This is a genomic window from Pseudochrobactrum kiredjianiae (assembly GCF_030362795.1).
In the GTDB taxonomy this organism is placed as follows: Bacteria; Pseudomonadota; Alphaproteobacteria; order Rhizobiales; family Rhizobiaceae; genus Pseudochrobactrum; species Pseudochrobactrum kiredjianiae.
The window spans coordinates 203587-221699 of the sequence record NZ_JAUCBM010000001.1 but is presented as its reverse complement, the minus strand read 5'-3'; the positions used below and the strand labels follow the sequence as shown (position 1 = coordinate 221699).

Annotated in this window: 17 protein-coding genes; 4 read left to right on the top strand and 13 right to left on the bottom strand. The window is 51.4% G+C overall.

What is annotated here, in order from left to right; all coding sequences use genetic code 11:
• Positions 1-148: 148 nt before the first annotated feature.
• From QUF18_RS01080 to QUF18_RS01030, 11 genes are all read right to left on the bottom strand, one after another.
• A complete protein-coding gene (locus QUF18_RS01080; RefSeq protein ID WP_289384471.1) occupies positions 149-1684 on the bottom strand; it encodes a YifB family Mg chelatase-like AAA ATPase in 1536 nt (511 codons plus the stop codon).
• A gap of 128 nt (positions 1685-1812) precedes the next feature.
• Positions 1813-2754: a glutathione synthase gene (gene gshB, locus QUF18_RS01075; RefSeq protein WP_289384469.1), complete on the bottom strand. Its 942-nt coding sequence runs from the start codon at positions 2752-2754 to the stop codon at positions 1813-1815.
• 183 nt (positions 2755-2937) lie between these two features.
• Positions 2938-3231: a DUF1330 domain-containing protein gene (locus tag QUF18_RS01070; RefSeq protein WP_289386073.1), complete on the bottom strand. Its 294-nt coding sequence runs from the start codon at positions 3229-3231 to the stop codon at positions 2938-2940.
• A gap of 22 nt (positions 3232-3253) precedes the next feature.
• Entirely contained in the window at positions 3254-3973 is a 720-nt protein-coding gene (gene pyrF, locus QUF18_RS01065) for an orotidine-5'-phosphate decarboxylase (protein ID WP_374806450.1), read from the bottom strand.
• Positions 3974-4041: 68 nt separating this feature from the next.
• Positions 4042-4602 carry an NADPH-dependent FMN reductase gene (locus QUF18_RS01060; RefSeq protein WP_289384467.1) on the bottom strand — a complete coding sequence of 187 codons (561 nt, stop codon included), beginning with the start codon at positions 4600-4602 and terminating at the stop codon, positions 4042-4044.
• A gap of 120 nt (positions 4603-4722) precedes the next feature.
• Positions 4723-5322: a phospholipid N-methyltransferase PmtA gene (gene pmtA / locus QUF18_RS01055; RefSeq protein WP_289384465.1), complete on the bottom strand. Its 600-nt coding sequence runs from the start codon at positions 5320-5322 to the stop codon at positions 4723-4725.
• A gap of 177 nt (positions 5323-5499) precedes the next feature.
• A complete protein-coding gene (gene dnaJ, locus QUF18_RS01050) occupies positions 5500-6642 on the bottom strand; it encodes a molecular chaperone DnaJ (protein WP_289384463.1) in 1143 nt (380 codons plus the stop codon).
• A gap of 364 nt (positions 6643-7006) precedes the next feature.
• On the bottom strand, positions 7007-8914 hold the full coding sequence (dnaK, locus tag QUF18_RS01045; RefSeq protein ID WP_289384458.1) for a molecular chaperone DnaK: 1908 nt from the start codon (positions 8912-8914) through the stop codon (positions 7007-7009).
• Between the two features lie 316 nt (positions 8915-9230).
• The gene (locus tag QUF18_RS01040) at positions 9231-10202 is read right to left on the bottom strand and encodes a Gfo/Idh/MocA family protein (protein ID WP_289384452.1); all 972 of its coding nucleotides are present in this window, start codon (positions 10200-10202) and stop codon (positions 9231-9233) included.
• A 24-nt stretch (positions 10203-10226) separates the two neighbouring features.
• Positions 10227-10844 carry a nucleotidyltransferase family protein gene (locus tag QUF18_RS01035; RefSeq protein ID WP_289384449.1) on the bottom strand — a complete coding sequence of 206 codons (618 nt, stop codon included), beginning with the start codon at positions 10842-10844 and terminating at the stop codon, positions 10227-10229.
• A gap of 14 nt (positions 10845-10858) precedes the next feature.
• Positions 10859-11743 carry a LysR family transcriptional regulator gene (locus tag QUF18_RS01030; protein ID WP_289384447.1) on the bottom strand — a complete coding sequence of 295 codons (885 nt, stop codon included), beginning with the start codon at positions 11741-11743 and terminating at the stop codon, positions 10859-10861.
• A 123-nt stretch (positions 11744-11866) separates the two neighbouring features.
• On the opposite strand from QUF18_RS01030, the gene QUF18_RS01025 reads away from it, so the two are divergent.
• The gene (locus QUF18_RS01025) at positions 11867-12847 is read left to right on the top strand and encodes an aldo/keto reductase (RefSeq protein WP_289384445.1); all 981 of its coding nucleotides are present in this window, start codon (positions 11867-11869) and stop codon (positions 12845-12847) included.
• A gap of 69 nt (positions 12848-12916) precedes the next feature.
• Here QUF18_RS01025 and QUF18_RS01020 read toward each other — a convergent pair whose 3' ends face one another.
• Positions 12917-14152, bottom strand: coding sequence for an MFS transporter (locus QUF18_RS01020; protein ID WP_289384443.1), 1236 nt, complete (start codon positions 14150-14152; stop codon positions 12917-12919).
• Between the two features lie 97 nt (positions 14153-14249).
• On the opposite strand from QUF18_RS01020, the gene QUF18_RS01015 reads away from it, so the two are divergent.
• The 3 genes from QUF18_RS01015 to QUF18_RS01005 are packed head-to-tail and all read left to right on the top strand — an operon-like array spanning position 14250 to position 15628.
• Positions 14250-14858, top strand: coding sequence for a TetR/AcrR family transcriptional regulator (locus QUF18_RS01015; protein WP_289384442.1), 609 nt, complete (start codon positions 14250-14252; stop codon positions 14856-14858).
• 23 nt (positions 14859-14881) lie between these two features.
• Positions 14882-15268 (top strand): GFA family protein, encoded by a 387-nt coding sequence (locus tag QUF18_RS01010; protein WP_289384440.1) that lies wholly within the window; start codon positions 14882-14884, stop codon positions 15266-15268.
• 6 nt (positions 15269-15274) lie between these two features.
• Positions 15275-15628 carry a VOC family protein gene (locus QUF18_RS01005; protein WP_289384437.1) on the top strand — a complete coding sequence of 118 codons (354 nt, stop codon included), beginning with the start codon at positions 15275-15277 and terminating at the stop codon, positions 15626-15628.
• Positions 15629-15678: 50 nt separating this feature from the next.
• Here QUF18_RS01005 and pheT read toward each other — a convergent pair whose 3' ends face one another.
• On the bottom strand, positions 15679-18096 hold the full coding sequence (pheT, locus tag QUF18_RS01000; protein ID WP_289384435.1) for a phenylalanine--tRNA ligase subunit beta: 2418 nt from the start codon (positions 18094-18096) through the stop codon (positions 15679-15681).
• Between the last annotated feature and the right edge of the window lie 17 nt (positions 18097-18113).

Genomic DNA, 18113 nt, shown 5'->3' with positions numbered 1-18113 from the left:
CTACAGCATTTCCAGCAAAAGTGCGAAGCGCCTCCACAGGAAAATCAGTTCGCCCGACTGATTTCTCTTCCTGCTGCGCTGCGTCGGATAATGCGTAAAAACAAACAGTTACAGTGGTTCCAACGACTCAGTCTTAACTGGAACCGCACTAAGCGCTGAGCATTTCCGCTGACATACGATAAGAGACCGCTTCGGCAATATGCCGACGCTCCACAGTGGCAAAAGCCTCCAGATCTGCCAATGTGCGCGCCACTTTCAGCACCCTGTGATAAGAACGGGCAGAAAGCCGCAATTTCTCACTCACATCATAGAGCAGTTTTCTTCCGTCATTGCTGAGTGCCACGACCTCCTCCAGAATATTGGGCGGGCAGGCAGCATTGGTCATAATATGCGCCATCCCTAATTGCTGATATCGCTCCTGTTGCCTTTGCCGCGCCTGTGCCACACGTTGCGCCACCGCAGCGCTGCTTTCCGCCTGCCCTGTTAAAATCAGATCAGAGGGCTTGAGAGCGGCCACATCTATCCGCAGGTCTATACGATCCAGCAACGGCCCTGATACCCGCGCCTGATAATCACTGCGACAGCGTGGTCCCCTTGCACAGGTAAAGCCCGGCTCACCGGCCATTCCGCATTTACAAGGATTCATCGCCGCCACCAGCTGAAACCGCGCCGGATAACTAATGCGATGATTGGCACGGGCAATCATACATTCACCAGTCTCCAAAGGTTGGCGCATAGAATCCAGTACCTGCGGTGAAAACTCCGGCAATTCATCGAGAAACAGTACCCCGTGATGTGCCATAGAGATTTCACCCGGTTTTGCTTTATGCCCGCCGCCAACCATCGCCGCCATTGATGCCGAATGATGCGGGCTGCGAAACGGCCGCCGGTCTGTGAGCCTGCCCCCTGATAGTGTACCCGAAACTGAGGCAATCATCGAGACATCCAGCATTTCGCGCGGAGACAAGGGGGGCAATATTCCGGGCAGGCGCTGCGCCAGCATTGATTTACCCGAACCCGGAGGGCCAACGAACAACAAATTATGATTACCCGCAGCAGCCACCTCCAGCGCGCGTTTTGCTGTCTCCTGCCCTTTCACATCCGCCAGATCAGGAAACGCCTCCAGCCCTTCCGAAAAGCTCTTTATGGCCGGTTGCGGGCGGGACAATACCTGTGATCCGCGAAAATGGTTCGCCAATGCGATCAGACTGCGCGGATTAAGGATCGGCATATCCGCATCAGCCCATGCTGCCTCCGCCCCGCAAGCCTGCGGGCAGATCAACCCCAGATCATGCATATTGGCGGTAATCGCTGCGGGCAGCACACCGGCAACCGGTGCAATTGTGCCATCCAGCGCCAGTTCCCCCAGCACCACAAAGGATTGCAGACAATCTTCGGGCAAAGCGCCGACAGCCACCATCAGCCCCATGGCAATCGGCAGATCATAATGGGAGCCTTCTTTGGGCAAATCTGCCGGTGCCAGATTGATGGTCACTTTCTTCACCGGCATCGACAGACCGGAGGCATGAAGTGCCGCCTGCACCCGCTCACGGCTCTCAGCAACTGCTTTATCCGGCAGGCCGACAATCGACATACTCATCTTGCCCGGTGCCACCATCACCTGCACATCAACAAGCTTGGCCTCAATCCCCTGAAAAGCAACTGTACTGACCCGTGCAATCATTTCACGCCCTCACCTGATACAGCATTCTAAGCAGGGGAAATGCACAACATCAACAAACAAAAACACCGGAAACGCAAATGAGTTTCCAGTGTTTTATTAATTATATCAATTAGTTATAAAGATGAAATTTAAGCGCGCTTGGCTTCAACCGCATCCCAGAACAATTGCGCAATATCCGCACCGCCGAAGCGCTTGATCTCACGGATACCGGTTGGCGAGGTCACGTTAATCTCAGTCATGTAATCACCGATCACATCAATACCGACGAGAATAAAGCCGCGCTCTTTCAAAGATGGTCCGATGCGCGCGCAAATTTCTTTCTCACGTGCCGTCAGCTCAGTCGCTTCAGCACGGCCACCGACATGCATGTTGGAACGGGCATCGCTCTCCGCAGGCACGCGGTTGATGGCACCAACCGGCTCACCGTCGATGAGGATAATGCGCTTATCGCCGGAGCGCACATCTTTCAGATAACGCTGGGCAATAAACGGCTCACGATACATCTGCTCAAACATTTCCAGCAGTGACGTCAGGTTGCGGTCATCCGTGGTCAGATGGAAGACGCCTGCACCGCCATTGCCATAAAGCGGCTTGATGATGATGTCGCCAAACTCTCGACGGAATTTCAACACTTCCTGCAAATCTTTGGTAATCAGTGTTTCCGGCATCAGATCCGGGAACTCTGTAACAAAGATTTTCTCAGGGCTGTTGCGCACCCATGCCGGATCGTTCACCACCAGTGTCTTCGGATGGATACGTTCCAGCAGATGCGTTGTGGTGATGTAATTCATGTCAAAAGGCGGATCCTGACGCAGCAGGATAACGTCCATTTCCGACAAATCCGTATGCACGGCTTCGCCGAGTGTGAAATGATCGCCTTCAATATCACGCACCTGCAACGGCTCCAGAGCCGCGCTGACCACACCGTCGCGCATCGACAGGCGATCCGGCGTATAATGATAAAGCTCATGGCCACGGTCGAGTGCCGCAAGGCACAAAGCAAAGCTGGTATCACCCGCGATACGAATGGAATTGATATGGTCCATCTGAATCGCAATTTTCAAAGCCATAGTGCCCTCTGTCCGATAATTTCAGTAACTGCTACGCATATTGAATACAAAATACCAGCTTAAGCAGTTTCAGAAAAACCGACACCGGTTTTTCATTAGAAACTGCGTCACTTCAAAGAAATGAGCGGTTTTCAACCGCTCAAATAAAGGCCGGTATTTATAATCTCAGCTATACAAATAGTATCAAGCTGCATTACCTTCAACAATTATAATCTCACCATCCGCAACAGTTTGGCGGATCGCCGCTGCTGCCTGATATTCCGGCGAATTATAACAATCCAGTGCATGCTGCATGCTCGGGAATTCAATGATAACATTGCGCGCGCGGCCTTGTCCTTCTACCGCATGTGCCGTGCCGCCACGGGCAACAAAATTGGCTCCGAAGCGCTCAAATGCAGGTTTTGCAGTGCTGACATAGTCTTTGTAGCGTTCAGCATCACGCACATCCACGCGGGCAATCCAATAGGCTTTCGTCATCATTTCCTCCCATTCATGATTTTCACACAGCCGCAGCCATTTCTTCCAGAATGCTCTGCGCTGCCGCTTTACGATCTGCAGCTGCCACAATCGGGCGTGCCACAACCAAATGGCTCGAACCGGAGCGCAGGGCATCTGCCGGTGTCATGACACGTTTCTGGTCTCCGGCTTCACTGCCCGCAGGGCGGATACCCGGTGTTACAATCGCCATATCCGGCCCGACAATATTGCGGATCGCAGCGGATTCCGCAGCCGAAGCCACAACACCACCCATTCCCGCTTCACGTGCCTGCTGTGCGCGGCGCAAGACCAGTTCTTCCGGCGACATAGTGTAACCGGCTTCCAGCATATCGGCCTGATCCATCGAGGTCAGAACAGTCACACCAAGCAAGCAAAGGTCTGAGCCTTTGACAGCCTCCACAGCGGCACGCATCGCTTTTGGGTAGGCATGCAGTGTCATCATGGTCACACCGCGTTTGGCGATATTTTCCACGCCCTTGGCGATAGTATTATCGATATCGAGCAGTTTCACATCGAGAAAGACTTTTTTGCCCATCGAGAGCAGATGCGAAGCAAAATCCAGACCGCCACCCTTTGCGGTCTGAGAAAACACCAGCTGATAACCGATTTTATAGAACGAAACCGTATCGCCCAGTTCCTCAACGATCTTTTCTGCCGCAATCACATCCGGCACATCAAGACCAACAATCAACCGGTCGCGCACGTTGTTTACATCCATCATCTGTCTCCGCACATCATTCTGATCTGAAATTGCATCTCTCTTCGCACAACAAGCGCTGACTGAAAAGGTCAGATCTTGCTGATCAGGCTGCGGCAAACACGGGCAAGGGTCTGGGCTGTGCGCTCGTCACGTAATGCACCATCCTCGTTAAAGGCCTGATGGGCGTGGGCAACCGAACATTGTTCAGAGATAATCTGGGTATTGAGCATCATCATAACTGAGCGCAGATGATAAAGACCGCGCATACCGCCAAAACCGCCAGGCGATGAGGAGCACAGCGCGACTGTCAGATGCGATGTCGGCTGAAACGGCTTACCGCCATCCTCCTGAATACGGCTGATCCAATCCAGCGTGTTTTTCACCAGCGGCGGAATAGATGAATTATATTCCGGTGATGCAATCAGCAATCCCTGATGGGCAGCAAAAAGCCGTGCAAGCTTATAGGCATTTTCCGGAATGCCTTCTTCCGCTTCCAGATCCTGATCCATAATCGGCAACGGATAATCTTTCAGTGATATCTGCGTGACTTCAGCCCCTTGCCGCGTCAGTTCCTGTACCGCCGCTGTGGCAAGCTGACCGCTATAGGCATTTTTACGGTTTGATCCGGCAAAAACGAGAACGGAGGCCATGGTTTATCCTTTACAGTCAGATATCACTTTCATCACTATTTAATGCCTTTCAGAAAAAAGCAACGCCGCATCAGGTAAGTGACACGGCGTTGGTACAAACAAAATATAGAATAAGCAGCTTCAGACCAGAATACGGCGATAGACCCAAAGTCTGGCTGGCGGCAGATTGCGCAGAATGAAGTCAAAACCTTCCACACTATAAGCACCGCGCCCAACCGGCAGCGGTGAAACCGGCCCGTAGGAAATCTGCATGACAGGGCGACCGGCAGGAATACGGGTCAGCAAATCCTCAAGAAATGCCAGACGCTTTTCCATCGGGAAGTTGAGCAGCGGCACAGCTGAAACCACACTGTCAAACTGCTGATCGCACTTATCAGCAAGTACCGTATTCAGATCAAACGCATCGCCGTGCAGAAAATTCACACCGGCATAGGTCTTAGTCAGATGCTGCATAAATGCAGCAGAATATTCAACCGAAAACAGGTTTTGCGGCTCAATTCCGCGCTCAAGGATGGCCTTGGTAATCACACCAGTGCCGGGCCCGAGTTCCAGAACCGGCAGACCGGATGCCGGATTAACAATACTGGCCATACGGCGTGCAGTGATACCGCTTGTCGGTAAAATAGCGCCGACAGCTTTGGGCTTATCGATCCAGCCTTTGAAAAAGCGTATCTCTTCATCAAATTTCTGAACGAATTTTTTCGGTATTAGACCAGCCATCAAGCACTCCCATATGTCGCCAGTAGATAAAGAATTGACGTGTTTCGCGGCGGAAGCAAGGCAAAAACAGAAAAGCACAATATTTTTCTGACTTAGTCTGTAAATTAAGCCCATAAAAAAGGCGGCACCTGCCATTTATGCAAATGCCGCCTGTTATTTTTATTGGTCTATCCAGATTTAATCACGGATACCTTCAAAGAACTCTTTCATCCGTGAGAAAAAGCCGGTCGATTGCGGGCTGTTTTCCTGCGATGAAATCTCTTCAAACTCCTCCAGCAATTCACGCTGGCGTTTGGAAAGATTTTGCGGTGTTTCAATCGCGATCTGAATATAAAGATCACCCATTGTCTGCTGACGCAGAATTGGCATGCCTTTGCCCTTCAGGCGGAACTGCTTGCCGTTCTGGGTGCCTTCCGGCACTTTCACACGGGTTTGCGTGCCATCAAGTGTCGCCACTTCAAACTGGCCGCCAAGTGCTGCTGTCGCCATTGAGATCGGGACTTTGCAATAAAGATCCGCTCCGTCGCGCTGGAAGAATTCATGCGGCTTGATCGACAGGAAAATATAAAGATCACCGCTCGGACCACCGCGCGTACCGGCTTCTCCTTCGCCTGTCAGGCGAATACGGGTGCCGTCTTCAATCCCTGCCGGAATATTGACCGAGAGATTACGTTCCTGACTGATCCGTCCCGCGCCATCGCATTTCGGGCACGGGTCTTTAATCGTCTGACCACGACCATTACAAGTATGGCAGGTGCGCTCCACCGAGAAGAAGCCCTGCGATACACGCACACGACCAGCGCCGCCACATGTTGTACAGGTGACAGGCTGTGTGCCTTTCTTGGCACCGGTTCCGGTGCATTCCTCACAGGAGATCGAGCCCGGAACGCTGATCTGTGCCGTTTTACCGGCATAGGCTTCTTCGAGCGATACTTCCATATTATAGCGCAGATCTGCGCCGCGCTCGCGCCCGCCGGAGCGGCGATTGCGTCCGCCGCCCATAACATCGCCGAAAATATCTTCGAAAATATCGGCAAAGCCACCGGCACCGAAACCACCGCCGCCGCCAAAACCTCCGGCACCACCGCCACCACCATTTTCAAAGGCGGCATGGCCGAAACGGTCATAAGCTGCACGTTTTTGCGGGTCTTTCAGCACATCATAGGCTTCACCCAGCTCAAGAAATTTAGCTTCCGCTGCTGCATCATTCGGATTGCGATCCGGATGATATTGCATTGCCAGTTTGCGATAAGCGGTCTTGATGATTTTATCATCCGCTGTTCTGACAACGCCAAGCGTTTCGTAATAATCCACTTTCATAAACCATGCGTCCCGATGGCTGTTGTCTGATGATGTCGCCCCGATCAGAACAATTTCAGACAGTCATTGAAGATTGTCGCGGCCCGTACATTGCAGAAAACAATTCTCATCGTCTTCCGGAAAATACTGATATGGCGCTGACTCTTTTTTCATAAGCTTGCCGTGCAAAACCTAAACGCTTTGCCGGTAATACCTGATACCCTGTCCGGTTTATGTGGTGACACTCTCTTGCAGTGTCCAGAGACAGGGCAGTCTAAGCTCTGAATTTTGCTGCGCACTCTTTCAGTGCTTCATTCAACAAAACGCACAGAACTGAATGGACAAAAGCCCGGCACTAAGCCGGGCTTTGCCTTTCACCTGAAAATCAGGATTTCTTTTTGTCATCATTGATTTCTTCGAAATCAGCATCAACAACATCATTATCCTCAGCACGGGCATCAGCGGCTTCTTCACCGCCCTGCTCAGCCTGTGCTGATTCATACATAGCCTGACCAAGCTTCATTGCAGCTTCCGACAGAACCTGCGTTTTAGCTGTAATGTCTTCGGCATTTTCGCCTTCAACAGCAGTTTTCAGATCTGCAAGCGCCGTTTCAATCGCAGCCTTGTCATCACCGGAAACTTTATCGCCATATTCCTTCATCGACTTTTCAGTCGAATGGATCAGCGCTTCAGCCTGATTTTTGGCTTCTACAGCTTCACGACGTGCCTTATCAGCATCAGCATTGGCTTCCGCATCCTTGACCATCTGCTCGATATCAGCGTCAGAAAGACCACCGGAAGCCTGAATACGGATCTGGTGTTCTTTGCCTGTGCCTTTATCTTTCGCGGTCACGTTCACGATACCGTTGGCGTCGATGTCAAAAGTCACTTCAATCTGCGGAACGCCGCGTGGTGCCGGTGGAATACCAACCAGATCAAACTGGCCGAGCATCTTGTTATCGGCAGCCATTTCACGTTCACCCTGTGCCACGCGAATGGTCACAGCAGACTGATTGTCATCAGCTGTCGAGAAGGTCTGCGACTTCTTGGTCGGAATAGTTGTGTTACGGTCGATAAGACGTGTGAACACACCACCAAGCGTTTCAATACCCAGCGACAGCGGAGTTACGTCGAGCAACAGAACGTCTTTAACGTCACCCTGCAGAACGCCGGCCTGAATAGCAGCACCCATTGCAACCACTTCATCAGGGTTCACACCCTTATGTGGTTCCTTGCCGAAGAAAGCTTTAACAACTTCCTGAATTTTCGGCATACGGGTCATACCGCCAACCAGCACGACTTCATCAATTTCACCGGCTTTAAGACCAGCGTCTTTCAATGCAGCTTTACATGGGCCGACAGTCCGCTGAACCAGATCATCCACAAGGCTTTCCAGCTTCGCACGCGAGAGCTTGATGGCCAAATGCTTAGGACCGGTTGCATCAGCAGTGATGAACGGCAGGTTGATTTCGGTCTGCTGAGCGGAAGACAGTTCGATCTTCGCTTTTTCTGCGGCTTCCTTGAGGCGCTGCAGAGCCAGCTTGTCGTTCTTCAGGTCAATGCCCTGCTCTTTTTTGAATTCTGCTGCCAGATATTCAACCAGACGCATGTCAAAATCTTCACCGCCGAGGAAAGTATCACCATTGGTGGACTTCACTTCGAACACGCCGTCACCGATTTCGAGGATGGATACGTCGAAAGTACCACCACCAAGATCGTAAACAGCAATGGTTTTGGCTTCGCTCTTATCAAGACCGTAGGCCAGCGCCGCAGCGGTTGGTTCGTTGATGATACGCAGAACTTCCAGACCGGCAATTTTACCGGCATCTTTGGTTGCCTGACGCTGAGCATCATTGAAGTAAGCAGGAACTGTAATAACAGCCTGTGTTACAGTTTCACCAAGGTAAGCTTCTGCGGTTTCCTTCATTTTCTGAAGGATCATCGCGGAAACCTGCGAAGGGGAATATTTCTTGCCGTCAACTTCTACCCATGCGTCGCCATTATCGCCTTTGACGATTTTGTATGGCACGAGGTCTTTGTCCTTAGTTACCATCGGATCATCAAAGCGACGGCCAACAAGGCGCTTAACAGCAAACAGTGTGCCTTCAGGATTGGTTACAGCCTGACGTTTCGCAGGCTGACCAGCGAGACGTTCATCACCATCCGTAAAAGCGATAATCGAAGGCGTTGTACGTGCACCTTCAGCATTCTCAATGACCTTCGCAGTCTTACCGTCCATAACGGAGACGCAGGAGTTGGTCGTTCCCAGATCAATACCAATAACTTTAGCCATATTCATTCTTCTCCATTCAGCGAACTGCCGGGACCTCTGCCGAGCATTCCATGTGGCAGCCCCTATCGGGTTTTTGACAAAACGAACCGGCTTTTAAACGCCTGATCGCCACCTGTCGAGGGGTATATAAGAAGGGGGCATTTTCACTGCAAGACACAACACAGCACTTGCGACAAAAATCCCGCATTTTGATCACTTTTCCATACTTTTTGACCGAATTTTGCGATTTTTCCAAAATCTAAAATTTTATCACCGGTCGGAAGCATGGCACATACTGTCCAAAAAACGGTTCCCGCGTTTTGGGATATGCTTTCGTTCACAGCTTTTCTGCTGCGGCGTAAATCTTGTCAATAACATGTTGGTTCGCTTTTGAGTTTTCAAGGCTAAACAGCATTTCTTCCTGCCCCCGCACAAAACGAACAAAGGCATCAGCCTGCAAGCTATATTGGTTCGCATTGGAAAAAGTCCATTCCTGCGCGCAAGTATGGGAGCGATCATGCCATGTCACCCGTGCATGATCATATTTTCCGGCATTGAACGGTGTATGAACTGTAATCATGCCCTGATCGCCATGGAAAACCATCTGCTGGCGCCCAGATAGCTGCGTTGCCACATAGAAACTTAAATCGAAATCGGCAAAACGTGCCAGTACGGAAGCATAACGGTCTGTGCCGAAATCCGGATCACGCTCAATACGGGCGAAAACCTCCTGCGGCTCCTGACCTGTGACCATCCGTGTCACCACCGTCGGATACACACCGATATCCGGCAGAGCGCCGCCACCTAAGGCTACCTGATTACGCATATTCGCCGGATCATCATTAAAATACGTGAAACAACCCTGCACCATGCGCAAACGGCCAATCTGGCCGGAGGAGATCAGTTCACGCACCTTTGCCCATTGCGGATGATAATAGACCATAAAGGCTTCGGAGATCACAACCTGACAGCGGTCGCGTGCTTCGATCAGCCGGTCGATATCGCCTGCTTTCAGCGCAATCGGCTTTTCACACAACACATGCTTACCGGCTTCTGCCGCTTTTAACGAGTATTCAATATGCTGCGAGGTGGGCAGAGGAATATAAACACCGTCGATCTGGTCGCTTGCCAGCAATGCCTCATAAGAACCGAAACTCAAAGGCGCATTAAAACGATCGGCAACAGCACGGGCACGCGCTGCATCACGGCTGGCGACCCCCTGAATGACACCGGTTTCAGAGGCGGCAATCGCCGGAAGCACCTGTGTGATACCAATATTGGCAGTTGATAGAATTCCCCAGCGAAACATAGAGCACTCCTTGGAAATTAAATTTTATACCGCCGCTTCCGGCCAGGGAACAACTGTCACTTCCGGCCAGTTTTGCTGTGCCCGCAGGCTTTTCACATGATGCGTTTCCCGATTATCAGCCACAGGATTAGGTGTCATGCGGAGTGAGAACATATCATCCAGACCAAAAGGAGCATAAAAATCCAGCCTGCCATCCGGTTCCAGTCTTATCCCCACGGCATGGGTTTTCGACGCAAAGCGTTCGATACTGTTTTTACTTGATTGCAAAGGCGGGCAAACCAAACCGAAGTGCTTTTCATACCACAGATGCACCCGCGCCTGATTGCGGATTTCAACCGGCAAAGTGACACCGGAGAATATCTCTTCACCTGCTTTAATGATCCGGTCTTCTGCCTCGTAGGATATGTCGGATGCATCATAATAAAACAGATCCACATCCTTGATACCATGAGTTTCCGGCCTGCCGGTCAGCACATTCCAGACCAGATTATACACGGCACCGGACACAATATACCAATCCGGTAAATTCAGCCTCTGTGCACGGTTCAGCACATCTGTCAGCAGCGGGCTGTTACGGACAATATCCAGAAAAACGGCTTGCTGTTGCTCAGCAGGCAAGCCGGAATAACGCAGATGCGACATGGGATTTCCGTCCGTTATAATTTGAAAAAATCAATAAAAGCACGAAGCGCCGGACGCATGTTACGCCGGTTCGGATAATAAATATACATGCCCGGAAATTGTTGTGCCCAGTCCGGCAATATCTCTGCCAGCATGCCATTTTGCAGATAATCGACTACATAAGGCTCCAGTAATGAGACAAGCCCTGCACCATCCAGTGCTGCCTGCAACAGGAGGTGATTATCATCCAGTATCAGCGGACCAGTGAGGGTCACGTTCAGCTTGTGCCCTTGTTTTTCAAACTCCCACTGATGCAAGCCACCCGAGGCAAACCGCTTCAGGATACAACGATGCGCAATTAAATCCTGCGGGTGCTGCGGTGTGCCATATTGTTCCAGATAGGCAGGGGAAGCGACAACCGGACAGCGCAAGGGACGCCCGAGCGGCACCGCAATCATATCTTTTGCGAGACTTTCTCCCAGACGGATACCGGCATCAAAGCCAGCCGCGACAATATCCACAAATTGGTCCTCAATGTGGATATCCAGTATAATATCCGGATAGGCCTCACCAAATTTTTTGAATTTTGGCGCCAGAAAAATATGTGCGGCTGAACGCGGTGTGCTGACTTTTACCGTGCCAGCAGGTTGGGAGCGCATATCCTGCACTGTCTGCAATGCGGCATCAATATTGCCTAATGCCGGTGCCAGTTCAGTGAGTAGCTTCTGCCCTGCTTCTGTCAGATGGACTGAACGTGTGGTGCGTGACAGTAAGGTTATACCGAGAGCCGTTTCAAGCTGTGCAACAGCCTGACTGACCGCGGAAGGCGCAATAGCCAGATCTTTTGCCGCCGCACGAAAACTACCATGATCGGCAACAGCAGCAAAAACCGCTAATTGAGAGAGCTGTGATCGTTTCATTGATCTGTTTTACAGAACAGCACGTAAAAATAAAGTGGGATTATCGAACAGTGAGAACAAGCATATGTTTTCATCATCGGTTGAAATACAAACCGGATAAACTTTCTGCGAAAGGTCACGATCTTGAAAATGCGTAAACTCGGAACTGAACTGACTGTTTCTGCACTCGGCCTTGGTTGCATGGGTATGAGTTTTGCCTATGGCGGTCAGGATGAAAATGAATCGATCCGCACATTGCACCACGCGGTTGATATTGGTGTGACATTCTTCGATACGGCTGAAGTCTATGGTCCCTATGAAAATGAAAAACTGCTTGGTAAGGCACTGAAGTCGCATCGGGACAAGGTTACAATCGCCAGCAAATTCGGTTTTAACATAGAAAACGGCAAACAAAACGGCGTTAACAGCCGTCCGGATAATATCCGCGCCGTGGCTGAAGCCTCGCTGCAACGGCTGGGCATTGACGTGATTGATCTGTTCTACCAGCACCGCGTTGACCCGAATGTGCCGATTGAGGATGTGGTCGGCACGATGAAAGACCTGATTGATGAGGGTAAAATCCGCACAATTGGCCTGTCTGAAGCCGGAGCGCAAACCCTGCGCCGCGCCCATGCCGTGCATCCGATTGCTGCCTTGCAGAGCGAATATTCGCTCTGGACGCGCGATCCTGAACAGGAAATATTGGCTACTTGCCATGAGCTGGGTATCGGCTTTGTACCTTACAGTCCGCTTGGACGCGGGGTTCTGACAGGTAAACTGCGTTCACAGGCTGATCTCTCTGAGAATGATTTCCGCAAACATCAGCCGCGTTTCCAGCCGGAAAGTCTTACCGCCAATAATGCCCAGATTGATCTGCTCGAACAAATTGCCGCAGACAAGAAAATCACACCGGCACAGCTGGCACTGGCTTGGGTGCTGTATCAGGGCGATTTCATCGTGCCGATACCGGGCACACGCAAAATCAGCCGTCTTGATGAAAACATGAAGGCACTTGATGTTGTCCTCACCAAGGAAGAACTTGAGCATATCAATGCGATTATCACGCCGGATAATGTCGTCGGTAAACGTTATAATGATGCCGCATTAGCACTGACAGGCCTGTAATCAACTCTGAAACGCAAAACGCTGCCTGTTTTCACAGGCAGCGTTTTCATTTTTAAACTGGTGGCGATTTTATACGTTGCGTAGAGCGCGTGGCAGAATCGTCAGTAATCCGGCCAATGCCATACCAAAACCTACAAAGAGCGATGCATTCAGCCCCAGACCTGAAGAAATTGCCAGACCGCCTGCCCATGGACCAAAAGCCAGTCCAATATTGATCACCGAGGCATGCATGGCATTGACCAATGCGCCCGGATGGGCAATGCGCATAACACGGGCAACCAGAGCCGGATTAAGCGCGATACCGGTCAGACCGATCATTACGATTGCAGCCACAGCAGCAATCTTCGATGTCGCCAGACAAGCAAAGAGCAACATCGCAAAGACCATCAGACTGATACCGATCGCCAGCGTTTTGAAAGTATAACGATCCGCAAAACGTCCCGCGATATAATTACCAAGGATATTACCCGCACCATAAACTGCCAGAAGCACCGGCACCTGTGCTGCGGTAAAACCGGATAGTTCCGTCATAATCGGTGAAAAATAACTGTAAGCTGCAAAAGACGAACCGATGACCAGCGCGCTGGTTGTATAGGCAGCCCAGAGTTTCGGCTTAGCCATTTCCTTCAGTTCCGAGCGCAGATCGGCAGCCTTGCCTTCCGGCGCAGTTTCAATTTTCAGTGCAATGACCAGCGCACAAAACAGCACCAGCACCACAATCGCCCAGAAACTGGCACGCCAGCCAAATGCATGGTCAATCACAGTGGCAGCAGGCACACCGAACACCGTACAAATCATCAATCCCGCAAAAACCAGAGATGAGGCACGTCCGCGAATACCCGGATCAACCAATTGGGCGGTGATCGCCAACATCAGGCCGAAACTTGTCGCCGCTGCCATGCCGGTTACAACGCGCGCTACCATCAGCACTTCAAAATTACTGGTTGAGGCCGCCACGCTTTGTGCCAATGCATAGAAAATCAGCAGAAACAAAAGCCCGCGTTTATTCTCGATTTTCAGTGCCAGAAACAGGATCGTTACCAGCGGGCCACCAACAACCATGCCCATAGCATAGAGCGAAATCAAATTACCGATATCGGCAATCGAGCGGCCGAATGCCAGCTGTAGTGACGGCAACATGCCGGAAATCATCAGTTCCGACGTGGTAAGAGCAAAAAAACCAAGTGATAAGCAATAAACAACCAGCGGAATTGCAGGTTTATCCGTTCCGGATTTGACAATTGTGCTAACAGAAATATCAGGCGCTCGTTCTGCGGCTAGCGCAGAATCGCAAATATCATTCATCGTGAATCTCATTGTGTAGTGAAGATTACATAATTCATAACAACTTGAATGCTGCGGTCAAGTGAATTATATAAGACATACTAAAGAAAGGTATGAGATGGCTTTACGCGGCAGACCCCGCAGTTTCGACAGGGAAGTTGCGCTGGACAGTGTGATGAAGGTTTTCTGGGAAAAAGGCTATGAATGCGCCCAGATTAACGACTTTACTGCGGCCATCGGTATTACACCGCCCAGCTTTTATGCAGCCTTCGGCTCCAAGGAGCAGGCCTTCCGTGAAGCTGTGGATTACTATACTGCAACGATCGGCGGTGCGCCGCTTGTTGCCTTGGATCAGGCTGTTACCATTCAGCAGGGCATTCGCGCCATGCTGGAAACACATGCAGATAAAACCTATGCCTGCCCTGCAGGCGGTTGCATGGTCAGCGTCAGCAGTATCCAGTGCAAGCCGGAAAACAAACAGGTCAAAGAGTTTCTTAAAACTATCAGGCAAGATTCTTTTGACCGGATTTACGCCCGTTGTGAGCGCGCTATAAAAGATGGTGATCTTCCTGAAGGCACAGATCTGACCCAAATGGCAGAGTTCTACCATGCCATGTTGCAGAGCCTCTCCTATGAAGCGCGCGATGGCGGCAGCAGGGAAGCTGTACAAAGCATTATTGAAATGGCTATGCGTGCGATGCCGAAGCGGGTAACAGTAGCTGCCTGACGAACCGGGACATCAGAACTACCATGATGAAAACCTATAGCGGCGGCTGTCTGTGCGGCTCAATCCGTTTTGAAGCACAAAGTGACCCTTTAAAACTCAAACCACATAGCTGCTGCTGCAAAAACTGCCAGCAGCATACCGGCGCACTCACTGCCGTTTGGGTAGAATTCGCAGCACAAGCCGTGCGCTGGACAGGTGAAGGCGGAGAACCTGCCAGCTATCGCTCATCCCATTATTCCAAGCGCGCTTTCTGCTCTGCCTGTGGCAGCTCCATCGGGGCAATTGATGATGAGCCGGTGATTGCTTTACTGCTTGGCTGTATCGACGATAATAATCAGCCGGAATTTGCACCGGAATATACGTCTTTTGAAGATATGAAGCCCGACTGGTGGCATCCGGATCGCCGATAGAGCCACATGACCAATCAGACAATCGCCTCCGTCCTCATCCATGTCAGTGATGTTGCTCAAGCCCTGCAATGGTATCAGCGCGCTTTTCCGCAGGCTGTCCTACAGCGGCTGGAAGCATTTGACTTTGACTATCTCGAAATTGGTTCTGTTGATTTGGAAATTGTGCCGTCCGATGAAAAAGTAGCCTCAGGCGCTGCCGGTTCTGTCGTCTATTGGCAGGTTGAAGATTTCGAGCAGGCTGTCGCGCATATGCTTTCAGTCGGCGGCACTCTCTATCGCGGCCCGTTAAATATTCAGGACGGATTACGCATGTGCCAGATCCGCGACCCGTGGGGCAATTGCATCGGCCTTCGTGGTTAAAAGAAAAAACCCGCCGGAATGGCGGGTTTCTTGTTTTCAGTATCAGCGTATTAGCCGCGTAATGTGCCGCCGGTCTGTTTAGTAACAGCTTCGACGATACGCTTGGCTGTTGCTTCCAGATCTTCATCGGTCAGTGTGCGATCAAGCGGCTGCAAGATCACTTCCACTGCAACAGATTTTTTGCCCTCACCCAGCGATGTGCCGGTAAAGATATCGAAAACCTGCGCACCCGCAATCAGCTTCTTCTCGGCAGAATTAACCGCACGAACAATTGCTGCTGCTTCAACTGTGCTGTCGACGACAAAAGCAAAGTCACGTTTCACACTCTGGAACTGCGACAGTGTCAGAGCAGGCTTGGTCGCACCAGACTTCTGCTTAGGTTCAGGAATCGCATCAATAAACACTTCAAAGCCGCACAGAGCGCCGGACACATCTAGCAGTTCAAGCGCATCTGGATGGAACTCACCGAAATACCCCAGCACCACTTTAGGGCCGAGCTTCAGCGTACCGGAACGCCCCGGATGATACCATGACGGACCACCGGCTTCGACCTGAATGCGGTCAACCGGTGCACCACAGGCTTCAAGAACAGCCAGCGCATCGGCTTTGGCATCAAACACACCAACATTCTGCGCATTGCCCGACCAGAAGCGCCCAGCACCTTCAACACCGGCTGTACCGCGACGGATACCGCCAGCGACACGGCGCTGGTCTTCAGGCTTATCGCCTTCATAGGTGCCCGACACTTCAAACAGCGCCAGATCAGCAAAACCACGGTCAGCATTGCGCTGCGCTGCCGAGAGCAGACCAGGCAATAGCGAAGGGCGCATATCCGACATATCCGCAGCAATCGGGTTTGCCAGCTTCAGTTCCGACTTGCCACCGCCAAAGGCTTTCGCCTGCGCTTCCGAGATGAAGGAATAGGTCACTGCTTCCATCATGCCGCGTGTTGCCAGAATACGTTTGGCAAGACGGGTACGGATTTGCAGCGTGGTCAGGATTTTGGTGTTTACACTGCCCATATTCGGCAGCGGCTGCGGTTCAATCTGATTGATGCCGTGAATACGCATCACTTCTTCAACCAGATCAGCCTTGCCTTCCACGTCACCGCGCCATGACGGCACCTTGACCTGCAGAACAGCTTTGCCATCGCCTTCAACGGCAAAGCCTAGACGTGTCAGAATGTCAGCAGCATCCTGATAAGCGACTTCAAGACCTGTCAGGCGTTTGACTTCCGATACCGGAAACTCAATGGTGCGCGGGCTATAAGGTGTATAACCAACAGTTTCTGTTTCAGTTGGCTCACCGCCGCAGAAATCCAGCACCAGTTTTGTCGCCAGTTCCACACCGGCTTCCATCATTTCGGGATCAACACCGCGTTCAAAACGATAGCGTGCATCGGTGATGATACCCAGCTCACGGCCGGTACGCGCAATCATACGTGCGTCCCAGAGCGCGGATTCAATCAGCACATCAGTGGTGTTTTCATCGCAACCGGAATGTTCACCGCCCATGATACCGGCAATGGATTCCACGCCTTTTTCATCGGCAATCACATAATGATTATCTGAGAGCTTATATTCGCGCTGATCCAGTGCCAGCACGGTTTCCCCTTCTTTGGCAGCGCGAACGGTCAGGTTGCCCTGCACTTTGGCAGCATCAAACACATGCAGCGGACGACCATAATCAAACGTCACATAATTGGTGATATCTACGAGCGCATTGATCGGACGCAGGCCAATTGCTGTCAGGCGCTGTTGCAGCCATTTCGGGCTCGGGCCGTTTTTAACGCCCTTAACGAGACGCAAGGCAAAACCATTACAGAACGGCTTGTCAGAGTCTTGATCGAGGATCACTTTAACCGGTGTCGCACCAGCACCTTTAACCGGTGCAATCACATCACCTTTGAGCTTGCCAAGACCGGCAGCAGCCAGATCACGGGCAATACCATGCACACCGGTGCAATCCGCACGGTTAGGCGTGAGACCGACTTCAATGATCGGATCATCAATACCCATATAGGCCGCAAAGCTCTGGCCAACAGGCGCATCTTCGGGCAGATCAATAATGCCGTTATGTTCGTCAGACAATTCCAGCTCGCGCTCAGAACACATCATGCCGAAGCTCTCCACGCCACGGATTTTGCCGACGGATAGTGTGACATCCAGACCCGGTACATAATCCCCGGGCTTGCCGAGCACGCCCACCAGACCGGCGCGGGCATTCGGTGCCCCGCACACAACCTGTACCGGCTGACCTTCACCGGTATCCACAGTGAGAACGCGCAGCTTATCCGCATCCGGATGCGGAACTGCGGTCAGCACTTTGGCGATTTTAAATGTTTTGAAGCTAGCGCGGTCATCAACCCCGTCCACTTCCAGACCAATATCTGTCAGCTTTTCAAGGATTTCTTCCAGTGTAGCATCGGTTTCAAGGTGATCCTTGAGCCAGGAAAGCGTGAATTTCATCTGTTTAACCTTTTCCT